The organism is Pseudomonas sp. PS02288 (assembly GCF_029959715.1).
Classification (GTDB): Bacteria; Pseudomonadota; Gammaproteobacteria; order Pseudomonadales; family Pseudomonadaceae; genus Pseudomonas_O; species Pseudomonas_O kuykendallii.
The window spans coordinates 42,003-57,819 of record NZ_JASCPA010000002.1 but is presented as its reverse complement, the minus strand read 5'-3'; the positions used below and the strand labels follow the sequence as shown (position 1 = coordinate 57,819).

General features: G+C 63.7%; 10 protein-coding genes. 3 read left to right on the top strand and 7 right to left on the bottom strand.

Annotation, left to right across the window (positions count from 1 at the left end; all coding sequences use genetic code 11):
- Positions 1–381: 381 nt before the first annotated feature.
- Together QMX85_RS01725 and QMX85_RS01720 are read left to right on the top strand one after the other, a co-directional pair.
- Positions 382–2,070, top strand: coding sequence for an EAL domain-containing response regulator (locus tag QMX85_RS01725; protein ID WP_282338457.1), 1,689 nt, complete (start codon positions 382–384; stop codon positions 2,068–2,070).
- 39 nt (positions 2,071–2,109) lie between these two features.
- Positions 2,110–6,972: a PAS domain S-box protein gene (locus QMX85_RS01720; protein WP_282338456.1), complete on the top strand. Its 4,863-nt coding sequence runs from the start codon at positions 2,110–2,112 to the stop codon at positions 6,970–6,972.
- Between the two features lie 21 nt (positions 6,973–6,993).
- Here the strand turns inward: QMX85_RS01720 and cysW are convergent, their stop codons facing one another.
- The 7 genes from cysW to QMX85_RS01685 all read right to left on the bottom strand — a co-directional run bounded on the left by cysW (position 6,994) and on the right by QMX85_RS01685 (position 13,497).
- Positions 6,994–7,824, bottom strand: a complete 831-nt coding sequence (gene cysW / locus QMX85_RS01715; RefSeq protein WP_282338455.1) for a sulfate ABC transporter permease subunit CysW — start codon at positions 7,822–7,824, stop codon at positions 6,994–6,996.
- Positions 7,821–8,672, bottom strand: coding sequence for a sulfate ABC transporter permease subunit CysT (gene cysT / locus QMX85_RS01710; protein ID WP_282338454.1), 852 nt, complete (start codon positions 8,670–8,672; stop codon positions 7,821–7,823). The genes cysW and cysT overlap by 4 nt, the downstream gene beginning before the upstream one ends.
- A gap of 120 nt (positions 8,673–8,792) precedes the next feature.
- The gene (cysP, locus tag QMX85_RS01705; RefSeq protein WP_282338453.1) at positions 8,793–9,797 is read right to left on the bottom strand and encodes a thiosulfate ABC transporter substrate-binding protein CysP; all 1,005 of its coding nucleotides are present in this window, start codon (positions 9,795–9,797) and stop codon (positions 8,793–8,795) included.
- A gap of 148 nt (positions 9,798–9,945) precedes the next feature.
- Positions 9,946–10,887 (bottom strand): serine O-acetyltransferase EpsC, encoded by a 942-nt coding sequence (epsC, locus tag QMX85_RS01700; RefSeq protein ID WP_282338451.1) that lies wholly within the window; start codon positions 10,885–10,887, stop codon positions 9,946–9,948.
- Between the two features lie 60 nt (positions 10,888–10,947).
- Positions 10,948–11,058 carry a DUF2474 family protein gene (locus QMX85_RS01695; protein WP_282338450.1) on the bottom strand — a complete coding sequence of 37 codons (111 nt, stop codon included), beginning with the start codon at positions 11,056–11,058 and terminating at the stop codon, positions 10,948–10,950.
- The gene (gene cydB, locus QMX85_RS01690; protein ID WP_282338448.1) at positions 11,058–12,062 is read right to left on the bottom strand and encodes a cytochrome d ubiquinol oxidase subunit II; all 1,005 of its coding nucleotides are present in this window, start codon (positions 12,060–12,062) and stop codon (positions 11,058–11,060) included. Before cydB ends, QMX85_RS01695 begins: the two co-directional genes overlap by 1 nt.
- Positions 12,052–13,497: a cytochrome ubiquinol oxidase subunit I gene (locus QMX85_RS01685; RefSeq protein ID WP_282338446.1), complete on the bottom strand. Its 1,446-nt coding sequence runs from the start codon at positions 13,495–13,497 to the stop codon at positions 12,052–12,054. The genes cydB and QMX85_RS01685 overlap by 11 nt, the downstream gene beginning before the upstream one ends.
- 744 nt (positions 13,498–14,241) lie before the next feature.
- Between QMX85_RS01685 and glgA the strand changes: the two genes are divergently transcribed.
- Complete coding sequence (glgA, locus tag QMX85_RS01680; RefSeq protein WP_282338581.1) at positions 14,242–15,729, top strand: glycogen synthase GlgA; 1,488 nt, start codon at positions 14,242–14,244, stop codon at positions 15,727–15,729.
- Positions 15,730–15,817: the final 88 nt, after the last annotated feature.

The following is a 15,817-nucleotide window of genomic DNA, read 5'->3' as shown; positions in this document are numbered from 1 at the left end:
GTCTATAAGCGCAACGCCTGTTCCAGGCGCCGCCCTCCCGTTTCAGGGCATTCAGCGTCTTGAAACTCGGGCCCTTGGAGTAGTTGAGAACGTTCGAAAAGGTTCAAAGAAAAAGGCGTGTTTGCCGCTAAATAAGAAAGAACTCTGCGCTGCATCAGGGGCTGGTCATTAATAACGGGCAAAGCCAGATGACGCAGCCCCTCTGATGCACGACCCGATCACATATAGACCGCAACCAGTAAATCATTCCGTCGCTCATGCCTGCAGGGCGTCGCCGAGGCCGCAGGTCATCGGCGTTTCGGAAATTCTCCGTGACGCGCCCCAGCGCTGGGCTAGCCTGTTGAATACAGGCGCCGCCACGGGTTGGCCACAGGAGAAACAATGTTCAGCCAGGAACCGGTAATACTCATCATCGACGATGCGGTCAGCGGCGTTCGGGTGCTCAGCGAAACGGTTCGTGGATTAGGCCAAGTCTACTTTGCCACGGACGGCCCGGGCGCGCTCAACACGGCGCGCCAGTGCCGTCCGGATCTGGTGCTGCTGGATATCGAGATGCCGGATATGGATGGCTACGAGGTCTGCGCGGCACTGAAGTCCGACCCGGAAATCTGCGATGCCTCGGTCATCTTCGTCACCTCCCACGCCCAGGTCGAGAATGAGCTACGAGCGCTCCGCTGCGGGGGGGTCGATTTTCTGCACAAGCCGCTCAACGTACTGGTGGCCAGGGCCCGGATCAGGGCGCACCTGACGCTGCGCAACGAAGCCAAGCGCCTGGCCAACCACGATGCGCTGACCAACCTTCCCAACCGCCTGCTCCTTCAGGACCGTGCCAATCAGGCGCTGCGTCAGGCCATCGGCACCCAGGGACGCGTGGGCATGCTGTTGCTCGATCTGGACAATTTCAAATCGATCAACGATTCGGTGAGCCATGCGGTAGGCGATGCGGTGCTCATGGAAGTTGGCCGGCGGCTCGTCAGGTCGGGTCGGGTGATGGATACCATCAGCCGCAACGGCGGCGACGAGTTCATTATCCTAATGCCGGATATCCGTAGCCTGGAAACCGTCGGAAGCTTCGCCGCCCGGCTGCTCAGTGAGATGACCGTTCCTTTCGTGACCCCCTCCGGTCGCTACACCCTCACCGCTAGCATCGGTATCAGCGTGTTTCCCGACGACAGTGCCGACATGGACTCCCTCTATCGCCACGCCGAAGCCGCCATGTATCAGGCCAAGCGCGACGGGCGTAATCGCTACGGGTTCTTCTCGTCACGCATCGAGGACAGCATCCGCGCGCGCCATCGGCTCGACCAGCACATGCGCAGCGCGCTCGAGCAAGGCGTCTTCGAGGTGTTCTACCAGGCGAAGGTCAATGTGCTGCAACGCGACATCGTCGGGGTCGAGGCGCTGATCCGCTGGCGCGACGCGGACGGCAAACGGGTGCAGCCGTCGGACTTCATTCCCCTCGCCGAGGAAACCGGGCTGATCATTCCCATCGGCCGCTACGTGCTCCTGCAGGCCTGCAAGGATGCGCGTGTCTGGCGCGAGCGGGGCCATGAGATTTGCGTCAGCGTGAACATCTCGGCGGTCCAGTTCAAGGAAGACGACTTCCTCGAGACGGTGAAGAACGTACTGGAAATTACCGGTGCCGAGGCGCGGATGCTCGAGCTCGAGATTACCGAGGGCGTGCTCGCCCGCGACGTCGACAAGTCCCGGAAGACCCTGGCCGCGCTCAAGGAGCTGGGTATTCGCGTCGCGATCGACGACTTCGGTATCGGCTACTCCAGCCTCGCCTACCTCAAGCGGTTTCCCATCGACGTGCTAAAGATCGACCGCAGCTTCGTTCAGGACATGCTCACCGAGAAACTCGACTCGGCAATCATCGACGCCATCATCAAGCTGGGACAGGTGCTGAACCTGGAGCTGGTCGCCGAGGGTGTCGAACTGCCGGAACAGGCGGCGGCACTGCGGGACAAGGGGTGCCTGGTTATGCAGGGCTATCTCTACTCGCGCCCTGCCCCCTTCGCGCAAATGAGCGAAATGTTGGAGAACGGGCCGGATATCGGCGAGCCGTAGTGCCGGGGCGGAGCCCCTTGGGCTCCCAGGAAGAGTGACGTGACCGACAAGAGCAAGTTCTTCCCGTTCTACCGCAGCGCGACCGTCACCCTCGTTGTGTGTCTGCTGGTGACCGCGGCGGCCGCATGGTGGACCGCGAAGGGCAATGACCAGCAGGCGAGCCGCGCGGTCGCGGCCCAGGCAGACCAGTGGAGCAGAGAGGTGCTCGAGCGCATCCGCCTGTATCAGTATGGCCTGCGGGGCGTGCGCGGTGCGGTGCTCACCGCCGGCGAGAACGGCATGACCCGGAGGCTGTTCCACAACTACAGCCTCACCCGAGACCTCCCCTACGAATTTCCCGGCGCAAGGGGCTTCGGCTTCATTCGCCGGGTCAGCGAGCGCGACGAGCCCGCTTTCCTGGCGCGAGCCCGCTCCGACGGCCCGGCGGACTTTTCTGTCCACCCGTTCGCCCCCCATTCCGGTGAGCGCTTCGTCATCCAGTACATCGAGCCCACCCGGCGCCAGGCCAATGTCGTCGGCCTGGATATAGCGTCGGAAAGCAATCGTCGCGAAGCGGCGCTGAGCGCCATGCGCTCCGGCGAGGTACGCCTGACCGCGCCCATCACGCTCGCCCAGGAAACCGGAAAACCGCTGCAGTCGGTGCTGATGCTGCTACCGATCTACCGCAGCGGCGTCACCCCGGACAGCGAGGCCGAACGGGAGGCACAGGCCTTCGGCTGGAGCTATGCCCCGCTGCTGATCGAGGACGTGCTCAAAGGGCTGGCCGTGGAGAGCGAGGCGCTGCACCTGAGCCTGCGGGACGTCACGGCTGGCGGCGACGGTGTGTCCTTTTACTCCAGCGCCCGCCACGCTAGCGCGGAACCAGAGCTCTTCACCCAACGATTCGAGCGCGAGATGTTCGGCCGACGCTGGCAGTTCGAGCTCAGCGCTCATCCGCGGTTCGTGGCGAATCTCAACCTGCCCTCGGTATCGCTGATCCTGCTGCTGGGTTCGCTGGCGAGCCTGATCCTCGCTGCACTCGCCGGTGCGTTCAGTGTCAGCCGCCAACAGCAACAGCGGATCGCCCATACCCAGGCGCAACTGGCGGCGATCGTCGAGAGTTCGGCCGACGGCATCATCGGCAAGACCCTCGATGGCGTGGTGACAAGCTGGAACAAGGGCGCCGAGCAGTTATTCGGCTATAGCGCGAAGCAGGCTCTGGGCAGGCGACTCGCGGATCTGGTGGTTCCGCCCGAGCTGGCGCAGGAGGAGGCCAACATCCTTGCCCGCGTTCGGCGCGGCGAGCGAGTTCCGCATTTCGATACCCGGCGCTCGCGCAGCGATGGCAGCACCTTCGACGTATCGATCACCGTTTCGCCGATTCGCAATACCGAAGGAACGGTGGTGGGCGCCTCCAAGACCGTACGCGACATCTCCGAGCAGAAGGCCTTTGCCGCGCGCATCATCGAGCTCAATCTCAGCCTCGAGGAACAAGTGGCCCGCCGCACGGCCGAACTCGAGCAACTCAATGTGCTGCTGGAGAGCGTGCTTAACGCGGCCACCGAGGTCTCGATCATCGCCACCGACTTGGACGGCACCATCCGCATCTTCAACCGTGGCGCCGAACGCCTGCTTGGCTACGCCGCCGACGAGGTCGTCGGTAAGAGCACCCCGCTCCCCTTCCATATGCCGGCGGAGCTGCACGCGCGCGCGGCCGAGTTGAGCGTTCAGCTGGGCGAACGGGTCGAGGGCATGCAGACCTTCACCCTGATGCCTGATGCCGGCGGCGCGGAAATGCGCGAATGGACCTACGTGCGCAAGGACGGCTCGCTTTTCCCGGTGACGCTGGTGGTTACCGCGATGCGTTCGCCCGGCGGAAAACCCAGCGGATACCTGGGCATCGCCCTCGACGTCACCCAGCGCAAGGCCGCGGAGCGAGACCGAGAAGTCAGCCTGGAGATGACCCGGGCTATCCTCAATACCGCGGTGAACCCGATCATCAGCATCGATGCCACGGGCACGGTGGTGTCGTTCAACCCCGCCGGCGAGCGCGTGTTCGGCTACAGCGAAGAGGAAATGCTGGGACGCAGCGTCAGGCGCCTGGTGCCGGAGTCGCAATGGGCCGCGGCCCAGGTCTTCCTAGAGCAGCTGGAGCGCCAGGAACTGCCCGGCGCGATCAGGAACCGGGACATGTCCGGGTTGCGCAAGGACGGTTCGGAGTTCCCGCTGCAACTGTCGATCGGCTCGGTGCAGATGGCCGAACGCCGGCTGTTCGTATGCATCATCAGCGACATCACCCAGCTGCGGATGCAGCAGAACGAGCTGATGGGCGCTCGCGACCAGTTGCTGCTGGCCGCCGAGGCGGCCGAACTGGGCATCTTCGCCTGGGATTTGCGGAGCAACCGGTTGCAATGGAACGAGCGGATGCTGCAGATTTACGGGCTGCCGCTCGAACTCCGTGACGAGCTGACCTATTCGCACTGGCGCGAACGGGTGCACCCGGACGACCGGGATACCGCGGAAGCCGGTCTTACGGCGCTGATCAAGCATGACGAGGCGTTCAACGCGGTCTTTCGTGCGGTACTGCCGGATGGGCAGATCCGTTACGTCCAGGCTGCCGCCCGGGTCGAGCGCGCCGCGGACGGCAGCCCGATCCACATGACCGGCATCAACCGCGACATCACCGCTCAGCGCGAACTGGAGTCGAGCCTGCTGTACGCCAGGGACCTGGCGGACTCGGCGAACGCCGCGAAATCCTCGTTCCTGGCGAACATGAGCCATGAGATCCGCACACCGATGAATGCGGTGCTGGGAATGCTGCAACTGGTCCAGCGCACCGAGCTGCTTCCGCGCCAGCTTGATTACGTGGTGAAGGCCGAAAGCGCCGCCCGCTCCCTGCTCGGCCTGCTCAACGACATTCTCGACTACTCCAAGATCGAGGCCCGCAGGATGACGCTCGAACAATCGCCGTTCGAGCTGGAAGGCTTTCTCCAGGACCTGTCGATCGTGCTGGCCGGCAACCTGGGCGAGAAGGACGTCGAGGTGCTCTACGACGTCGACCCGCAGTTGCCCGGTGCGCTGATCGGCGATGGCTTCAGGTTGCAGCAGATTCTCATCAATCTCGCCGGTAATGCGCTGAAATTCACCCTGCAGGGGCATGTGGTCGTCGCCATGCAGCTTCTTCAGCGCCACGACGCCTTGGTGCTGGTGCGGATTTCGGTGTCAGACAGCGGGATCGGCATCAGCGACGAGCAGCAGCAGCGAATCTTCGAGGGATTCAGCCAGGCGGAGGCCTCCACCACGCGCCGTTTCGGCGGCACCGGGCTGGGGCTGGTGATCTGCAAGCGCCTGGTAAGCCTGATGGGCGGCGAGTTGCTGGTGCGCAGCGAACTTGGCGTGGGCAGTACCTTCTGGTTCGATGTGGCTCTGGAGGTGCAGAAGCCCAATACGCTGCGCGCCGATTGTGCGTTGACCGATCGCCCGCTGCGCCTGCTGGTCGCCGACGACAACGCCATCGCCGCCGAGGTACTGGTGCGCATGGTGGGGGCGCTGGGTTGGTACGCCGACAGTGTAGGCGGTGGCGAAGCGGCGGTCGCCCGGGTCAACCAGGCGCTAAAGGATGGTGAGCGCTACGACGTGGTTCTGATGGACTGGCGTATGCCCGACCGCGACGGGCTTAGCGCGGCGCGCATGATCAGCCGTCAACAGGGCGACGTCAGCCCGCCGATGGTGATCATGGTTACCGCGCACGGCCGCGAGGCCCTGGTGGACGCCCAGCAGGAGGGCCACCCCGCTTTCGTCGACTTCCTGACCAAACCGGTCACGCCGGTACAACTGGCCGCCAGCATCGAGCGGGCGCTCCGCGGCATCCCGGCGCCGAACGCGTCCGGCAATAACGCCCCACGTCCGCAGCGCCTGGCCGGCATGCGCCTTTTGGTGGTCGAGGACAACGCGCTCAACCGCCAGGTGGCCAGCGAGCTGCTGATTGCGGAAGGCGCGCAGCTCGAGCTTGCCGAAGGCGGTCTATCCGGCGTCGACATGGTCATGCGCCGCGCGCCCTTCGACGCCGTGCTGATGGACGTGCAGATGCCCGACATCGATGGCCTGGAAGCGACCCGGAGGATTCGCCTGGACCCACGTTGGGCGACATTGCCGATCATCGCGATGACCGCCAACGCGTCCGATGAGGACCGCAGCGCCTGTCTGGCGGCGGGGATGACCGAGCATGTCGGGAAGCCGATCAATCTGGAACAACTGGTCGCGACCCTGCTTGGCTCGGCACCGGTTAAACGTCGGCAGGGGCCGTCGGCGACCGTCGAAAACGACTCGCTCATCGAGGCGGCTGCGTCGATCAGCGCGCGCTTTGGCGACAATAAGGCGCTGATCCGCCGGGTGCTCGTCGATTTCGAGGGGGATATGGCCAGGCAACTGCCGCTGCTCGCCGCTGCCATACAGGCGGACGACAGCGGTGCCGCCAGCGCGGTGCTGCACGCCATCAAGGGCAGCGCCGGCACGGTTGGTGCCCTAGCATTAGCCGGTCGGGTCAGCGGACTGGAGATCGAACTGGTTCACCGCGGCGCGCGCCTGACCGACCTTGTCGATGCGGCCTGCCTGGCCGAGCTAGAGCGGAGCGTGCAGCTCAGTCTCGACCAGCTGCGCGCGGTCTTTGGCGAGGAGCCCGACGACTTGGCCGAGCCGCAGACGCACGAGGCGTTGCCCGACGATGAGTGGCACGAGAGGCTGAGCGCGCTGTTGGCGCTGGTGGATAGCGCCAACCTGCGCGCCATCGATGAGGCCAGGGCGCTCCTGCCCCACGTGCCTGGCGCCTATCGTGAGGTGTTCGCCGAAGCGACGGCGCAGCTGACCCGCTATGCGTTCAAGGCCGCCGCGGCCCGGCTCCGCAGTCTGTTCCCGGAGGAATGACCGCCCGCGCGCGGTGGTCGCCTAGGCCGTTGCGGCGCGTGCCAGGTTTTCCCGCTGGCGCCATTCCATGTAGGTCTTCAGCAGCAGCGTGATCAACGCCATGCAGGCCAGCAGAGCGGCGGCGGTGAAGGCCGCGGCAGTCTTGTAGTCGTTGTTAAGCTGTTCGACCAGCAGCGGCAGCGTCAGCGTCTGGTTGATGATGGTGCCCGACACCACCGAAACCGCGCCGAACTCACCCACCGCCCGGGCGTTGGTGACCACCACGCCATACAGCAGCGCCCATTTGATCTTCGGCAGCGTGATGTGGCGGAAGATCTGCCAGCCATTGGCACCCAGGCACAGCGCAGCAGACTCCTCTTCGCTGCCCTGCGCCTGCATCACCGGGATGAGGATGCGCGCGACATAGGGCGAGGTGACGAACACCGTGACCATAAGGATGCCCGGCCAGGCGAACATCAGCTGGACGCCCTGGGCGGAAATCCACTGCCCGAGGCTGCTTTCGACGCCGTAGACCACCAGGTAGCAGAGCCCCGCCACCACCGGCGAGACGGCGAAGGGAATGTCCACCAGGGTCGAAAGCAGCTTGCGACCGCGGAAGTCGTAATGGGTCAGGCACCAGGCCAGCATGATGCCGAAGAGCATATTGATCGGCACCGTGAGCACGGTGACGAACAGCGTCAGGCCGATGGCGTGAAGCATGAAGTCCTGCGAGAGGTTCTCCACCAGCAGGTCCCAGCCGCCGCTAAGCGCCTTGCCGAAGATCAGCGCCAGCGGAACGATGAGGATCAGTCCGACCAGCGCCAGGCCGAGGACGATGAGCAGCCGTTGATGCCATTGCGTGGGCTTTTTCATGAGGTCTTGCGCTGCCAGCGAAGCAGGCGCCCTTGTACGAGCTGGAGAACGAAGAGCAGCGCCAGCGACGCCAGCAGGATCACCGAGGCGATGGCTGCCGCGGCCGGATAGTTGAACTCCTGCAGGCGGACAAAAATCATCAGCGAGGACACCTCGGTTTTGAACGGGATGTTCCCGGCGATCATGATCACCGCGCCGAACTCGCCGAGGCTGCGGATGAACGCCTGCGACGAGCCCGTTACCAGGGCCGGCACCAGGGTCGGGAACACCACGTAGCAGAAGGTCTGCAGCTTGCTCGCGCCGAGCGTGCGCGCGGCTTCCTCGTATTCGTTGCCCAGGTCCTGCAGCACCGGCTGCACGGTGCGCACCACGAACGGCAGGCTGGTGAAGGTCATCGCCACCACGATGCCGGGATAGGCATAGGAAACCTTGAGCCCCAGCGGCGCCAGCCACTGGCCAAGCCAGCCGCCGGGCACCAGCAGCGTCGCCAGGGTCAGCCCGGCGACCGAGGTGGGCAAGGCGAATGGCAGATCGACCAGCGCGTCGACCAGGCGCCGGCCGGGGAACTCGTAGCGGGTGATGATCCAGGCCAGCAGCAGGCCGATCAGCGTCGCCGCAAGCGTCGAGTAGAACGCGCCGCTGAGCGTCACCCGGTAGCTGCCGAGTACGCGCCGATCGGTGATCGCCTGCCAGTACTGCGCCCAGGACATGTCGCTGACGTACACCAGCAAGGCGGAAATCGGGAAAAGGATGACCAGCGACAGGTAGAAGGCACTGAAGCCGAAGCTGGGTGCGAATCCGGGGATGGTCGGGGATTGGAAGAAGAACAGCGCAGTCTTTCTAGTCACAGGAGCCTGCCGGCGGAACGGCGTTTTAGTCGACGGGATCTGGCGAACGATCGGGGCGCGCCGCGAGGGCGGCGGCGCTCCGCTGCAGGCGCGCCACGAGCGTGGCGCGCAACGGTCGGTTTACTCGGCCAGGAGCTGGTCGAGGATAGCATTGGCGGCGAAGTGATTGTTCTGGATGTCGGTCCAGGAGCCCAGCACCTTGGTCGGATCGATCAGTTCGACCTTGGCGAACTGCCCCTCCGTCGCCTTGACCACCGACGGCTCGTGCACGCGCAGGTGGTAGGACGCGATCAGCGTCTGCACCTCCTTGCTGTACTCGAAGTTGAGGTACTCGGTGGCCTGCTTGCGGGTGCCTTTCTGGTCGACCACCTTGTCCACCACGGCGACCGGGAATTCGGCCAAGACGCTGATCGGCGGGATCACAACCTCGAAACCCTCGGCCTTGAATTCGTCGCCCTTGGCGATGTTCACCACTTCCGACTCGAAGGTCAGCAGCACATCGCCCTGCCCGTTCTGCGCGAACGCCACGGTGGCGCCACGGCCGCCGGTGGGAAAACTCTCGACGTTGTGCAGCAGCTTGCCGACAAACTGCCGGGTCTTGGCATCGTCACCCTTGAACTTCTCGTTGGCGTAGAGCCAGGCGCCCAGGTATGTGTAGCGCGCGTTGCCGGACGTCTTGGGGTTGGGGAACACCAGTTTCACATCGTCACGAACCAGGTCGTCCCAGGTCTTGATGTTCTTCGGATTGCCCTTGCGCACGAGGAAACCGATGGTGCTGTAGTACGGCGAGCTGTTGTTGGGGAATTTCGACGCCCAGTCCTTGCTCACCAGCCCGCGTTCGGCGAGGACGTTCACGTCGGAGACCTGATTGAAGGTCACGGTGTCGACCTTCTTGCCCTGGATGATGTCCTGCGCCTGCCGGGAAGTGCCGGCGAAGGATTGATCGATCTTCAGTTCTTCGCCGGTCTGCTCTTTCCAGTGCTTGATGAACAACGGGTTGATTTCGGTGAAGAGTTCGCGTGCCACGTCGTAGGACGCGTTCAGCAACGGCGGGCTGTCGGCGAGCGCGGCGGCGCTGCCGAAAGTGGTCGTCAGGGCAGTCGCCAACAAGAGTTTCTTCAACATGATGCTTCCTTTCCTCGCACGTTTAGCCCGCCGTGGCGGATCGAGTTCTAGTTCGCCAGCGCGATGGATGCTGGCGTGCTTATTCTTTTTAAAGATTTTACCGATAAATGCTAATACTAAAAAAGAATTAGCTTGGGCATAAGGTCCTTCAGCAATCGCCGCCTACCTGGCTCTGCAGGTTCGCCTGGGTGACGTTGCTGTCCGCCGGCACGCTGCGGGTCAGCCAGACGTTGCCACCGATGGTCGAGCCCTGGCCGATGGTTATGCGCCCGAGGATCGTCGCGCCCGCGTAGATCACCACATCGTCTTCGACGATCGGGTGGCGCGGCTGGCCCTTCTGCAGGTTGCCGGATTCGTCGGCGGGGAAGCGCTTGGCCCCCAGCGTGACGGCCTGATAGATGCGTACCCGCTGGCCGATGATCGCGGTTTCGCCAATCACCACACCCGTGCCGTGATCGATGAAGAAACTCGGGCCGATCTGCGCGCCTGGGTGGATGTCTATGCCGGTCAGCGAATGGGCGATCTCCGCGACTATCCGCGCCAGCAGCGTAAGCCCGGCCTTGTAGAGGTGATGGGCGAGACGGTGGTGGATGATCGCGAGGATGCCGGGATAGCAGACCAGCACCTCGTCGACGCTGCGCGCCGCGGGGTCGCCCTGGTAGGCGGCCAGCACGTCGGTATCGAGCAGCCGCCGCAGCGCCGGCAACGCGGCGGCGAACTCACGTACCAGTTCAACCGCGCGGGCGCTCTCGTTGATCGCCTCGTGTCCATGCTGGCGGGCCTGATAACGCAGCTCGCGCTGCACTTCCAGGCGCAGCGCGTTGAGCGCGACGTCCAGCGTGTGGCCGACGTAGAAATCCTCGCTTTCTTCGCGCAGATCGGTCGGCCCTAGTCGCATCGGGAACAGCGCGCCGCTGATCGCCTCGATCACCTGGGCGACCCGCTCGCGGGACGGCAATTCGCGGCATTGCTTGTCGTTGGCTCGGCCGTGGCTGCTGCGCCAGTCGATGCGCGCGCTGCGCAGCTCGCCGACGATGCGCTCGAGTTCCCAATGCAGGGGCCGCGAAGCGTTGGAAGAATCCTGGTTCATCGCATGTCGTTCCAGTCAATCGGAACGCCGATGTTAACCCCAACGCCGGCCGCTTGGCTCTCAGTCGATGCCCATCGCCAGCCGAATGCCGTAGGCCATCAGCGTCACCGCCAGCACCCCGGCGCACCACAGGCCGACGAACCAGGCCAGTCGCTTCAGGCGGCCGGGCATCAGTGATAGCCCTCGCCGACGTTGATCTTCCCGCGGAAGACCCAGTAGCTGTAGAAGGTGTAGGCGAGGATCACCGGGACCAGGATCAACACCCCGACCAGGGTGAACGACTGGCTTTTGGCCGGTGCCGCCGCCTGCCAGATGGAGATGTCCGGCGGCACGATGTTGGGCCACAGGCTGATGGCCAGCCCCGTGTAGGCCAGGAAGATCAGCACCAGGGTCAGCACGAACGGCTGTATCTCCCTGTGCCGGATGACTGCCCGGACCAGCGCGAACACGGTAAGCGCCACCAGCAGTGGCACCGGCAGGAAGTAGAACAGGTTGGGCAAGGTGAACCAGCGCTCGGCGATGGCGTCGTGCGCCAGCGGCGTCCACAGGCTGACGATGGCGATGGTCGCCAGCAGTACCAGGGTCAGCGGGGTCATCAGGCGGAACATTCGTTGCTGCAGCTCACCGCTGGTCTTCATGATCAGCCAGCCGCAACCGAGCATCGCGTAGCCGGCCACCAGGGCCAGCCCGGTGAACACCGGGAACGGCGCCAGCCAGTCCAGCGGCCCACCCGCGAAGCTGCGCCCCTCGACCGGAATGCCGTCGATGAAGGCACCCAGCACCACGCCCTGGCTGAAGGTCGCCAGCACCGAACCGCCGATGAAGGCCTTGTCCCACCAATGCTTGCTGCGCTTGGCCTTGAAGCGGAACTCAAAGGCCACGCCGCGGAAGATCAGCGCCACCAGCATGAGTATCAACGGCAGATAGAGCGCGGTCAGCACCACCGAATAGGCCAGCGGAAAGGCGGCGAACAGCCCTGCCCCGCCGAGCACCAGCCAGGTTTCGTTGCCGTCCCAGATCGGCGCCACGGTGTTCATCATCACGTCGCGGTTCTCTTCCTCGCGAATGAACGGGAAAAGGATGCCGATGCCCAGGTCGAAGCCGTCCATGACCACGTACATGAAGATGCCGAAGGCGATGATGCCGGCCCATACCAGTGGAAGATCAATGCTCATCGCGGTCTCCTTTGCCTGACTGGCGTTCGTCGCCGTCGATGTCCGGTTCGGCGCCGGACAGCGGCCGCATCGGCTGTCGCGAATGACCAGGACCGGCGTCTTCCACGGGCGGCGCGTCGCCCAGCAGCTTCGGTCCCTTGCGCATCAGGCGCAGCAGGTAGGTGATGCCGACGCCGAAGACCAGGAAGTAGACGACGAAGAACAGGCTCATGCTGACGCCCATCTCCTTGGCTCCATGCCCGGACACCGCATCGCTGGTGCGCAGCAGGCCGTAGATCACCCACGGCTGACGACCGACCTCGGTGGTTATCCAGCCGGCGAGAATCGCGATGGTCCCGGCCGGGCCCAGCAACAGCACGAAGCGGTGGAACCAGCGCGACTCGTACAGTCGCCCGCGTAATCTCAGGTAGGCGCTCCAGACGCCGGCGAGGATCATCAGCAGGCCCAGCCCGACCATGACGCGAAAGCTCCAGAACACGATCAGCGAATTCGGCCGGTCTTCCTTCGGCCAGGCCTTCAGTCCCTTGATTTCGCCGTCCCAGTCGTGGGCGAGGATCAGGCTGCCGAGGCGCGGAACGCCGAGTGCGAAATGCGTGGTCTCGGCTTCCATATCGGGAATGCCGAACAGCAGCAGGGGAATTCCGCGCTCGGTTTCCCAGTGTCCCTCGATGGCGGCGATCTTCGCTGGCTGGTGCTTGAGCGTATTCAGGCCATGAAAGTCTCCTACCACGGCCTGCACGGGCGCCACGATCAGTGCCATCCACATGGCCATCGAGAACATCCGCCGGATACCGGGTTCGCGATTGCCCTTGAGCAGGTGCCAGGCGCCGGTGGCGCCGACGATGAAGGCGGTGGCGATGAACGCCGCTATCGCCATGTGCGCCAGGCGATAGGGGAACGATGGGTTGAAAACGATCTGCCACCAGTCCGCCGGCTCGAAGATGCCGTTGACAATCGCGTAGCCCTGCGGCGTGTGCATCCAGCTGTTGGACGAGAGAATCCAGAAGGTCGAGATGAGCGTACCGATGGCCACCATCAGCGTTGCGAAGAAGTGCAGCCCGCGCCCAACCTTGTTCCAGCCGAACAGCATGATGCCGAGGAAGCCGGCCTCGAGGAAAAACGCGGTGAGCACCTCGTAGGTGAGCAACGGGCCCATGATGCTGCCGGCCTTCTCCGAGAGTCCCGCCCAGTTGGTGCCGAACTGGTAGCTCATGACCACGCCGGAGACCACGCCCATGGCGAAGGTGACCGCGAATATCTGTAACCAGAACCGGTAAAGCTGTCGGTAGCTTTCGTCGCATGTACGCAGCCACAGGCCTTCGAGCACCGCTAGGTAGCTGGCCAGGCCGATGCTGAACGCCGGGAAGATGATGTGGAAGGAGATGGTGAAGGCGAACTGGATACGAGCCAGTTCCAGAGCGTCCAGGCCAAACATTGCAATCCTCTCGGGCACGGTAGGCAGGGTCGCCTACAGGTCGGAACGTGGCGGTATCTGTCGTACCGCTGGACGGAACGCCTCAAGGGCGATCGACGTAGGCTTAGTTGTGACGGGGCAAGTCGCGCTTTAGTTTGCTCTTGAGGGCAGTATTAACTGCGTCGGTTCGTCGCAGAGCATTAAAGACCATGCGCCAAAGGGTGTAACGGTGTTTTACAACGCATGTAGCCGCCTTCGAACAGGCTGCCGGGCGACCGAGATCGAGGTCCGCTCCCGGCGTAACAAGCCGACCGGCGGTAGGGTGCTTAAGGGACGTGTTCTGATGTTAAAAAACAGCGTTGAAATTCAGATAGATAACGTTTTTTCTCGCGTGTTTTTCATGCTGGCGGCCTAGGGGTTTAGCGAGGCCATTTCAGATTGGCGCGCGAGCAACTCCTTATTCCGCGAAATTGATGCTTCCGCGCAGAACTAAAGATTGCTGTCCGGGGTCAGGATAACTAGGCCGTGCAACGCACCGATAACAGCTGGCGTCACGGTCAATTCTGATTTTCGCAGTCATTCTAATAGTGTTGCCGAACCCGGACCTGCTGCGATTCTTGCATCGCTGCGATGAAGGTTGCGTGTTTCGTAGTTGGGGAATGCGACCCTGCCAGGTCGCTGCTGGATTTCATCGGAGGGCTACACATGGGTGACGCGGCATTGAAAACGGTGTTTAGAAGCATGGCCAGGACGGCCGGTGTGCCTATGGTTATCCGACCGACACTTGAGGTCCGTAGTATTCAGGACAGCAAGAAGAAAGTGCTCTTCGTTACTTCGGAACTCGCCGACCTCGTCAAGACGGGTGGCCTGGGCGATGTTTCCGCCGCTCTACCTCGGGCTTTGTCGAACCTTCACGATGTTCGCGTTCTGATTCCGGGCTACCCTCAAGTGATCAACAGCGGCCATACCATTCGGGTGATCGGCGAGGTCAGCGGGCATGCCGCCCTGCCGCCGAGCAAGATCGGCCGGATCGATCTGGACGATGGCCTGATCATCTACGTATTGCTCTGCCCGGAGCTATACGACCGCGACGGCAGTCCCTATGGCGACAACAACGGCCGCGACTGGCCGGACAACCACATCCGCTTCGCCCGCCTGGGCCTGGCCGCCGCAGAGTTTGCCGCTGGTGCAGCAGGTATTCGTTGGTGCCCCGACCTGGTGCATGCCAATGACTGGCCCGCCGGACTGGCGCCGGCCTACATGCACTGGCGTGGCCAGAAGACCCCCAGCGTCTTCACCATCCATAACCTCGCGTACCAGGGGACACTGCCGTTCGAGTGCAGCCCGGAGCTGGACATCCCCGCCTCGGCCTGCACCCCGGAACGCATGGAATTCCACGGTCGCCTGTCCATGCTCAAGGCCGGCATCGCTTACGCCAGCCACGTGACGACGGTCAGCGCCACCTACGCCCAGGAAATCACCACCCCCGAATTCGGTTGCGGGCTCGAAGGCTTCCTCGCCAGCACCGCGCGTTCCGGTCGCCTCAGCGGCATCATCAATGGCATCGACGAGAGCTGGGAGCCGGAAACCGATCCGCACCTGGTTCAGCGCTTCGCCCTCCACGATTGGGAAGGCAAGGCGGTCAACGCGCAGCACGTGCGCGACCTGTTCGGTCTGCAGCCCTCCTCCGGCCCGTTGTTCGCCGTGGTTTCGCGCCTGGTCTATCAGAAAGGTCTCGACCTCACCCTGGAAGTCGCCCACGACATCGTTGCCGCCGGTGGCCAGATTGCCATCATTGGCCGCGGCGAGCCGCACATCGAGAACGCCATGCGCGATCTGGGCCGGCGTTATCCGGGGCAGATCGGCGTGCACATCGGTTTCAACGAAACCGACGCCCGCCGCATGTTCGCCGGGAGCGACTTCCTGTTGATGCCCTCTCGCTACGAGCCCTGCGGCCTCAGCCAGATGTATGCGCAACGCTTCGGTTCGCTGCCGGTCGCGCGGCGTACCGGCGGACTCGCCGACAGTATCGAGGACGGCGTCACCGGTTTCCTGTTCAACGAATCGACCATCCATAGCTATCAGGAGGCAGTACAGCGCGCGCTGCATGTCTTCGCCCAACCCGGGCTGCTCAATGCCATGCGCTGTCGCGCCATGGCATCACCCTTCTACTGGCATCAGTCGATCGCTCCTTACGCCCACCTCTACGAACAGTTGTTGGAAGGTCGTAGCGAGGCTGCAGCGGTCAACTGAAACCACCATCTCCGGCACTCCGGTAGCCACCTGTGGATGCGTCGATACGCTGAAACCGTTGGCTACCGCCATCGCCGGTAAGGCGAAA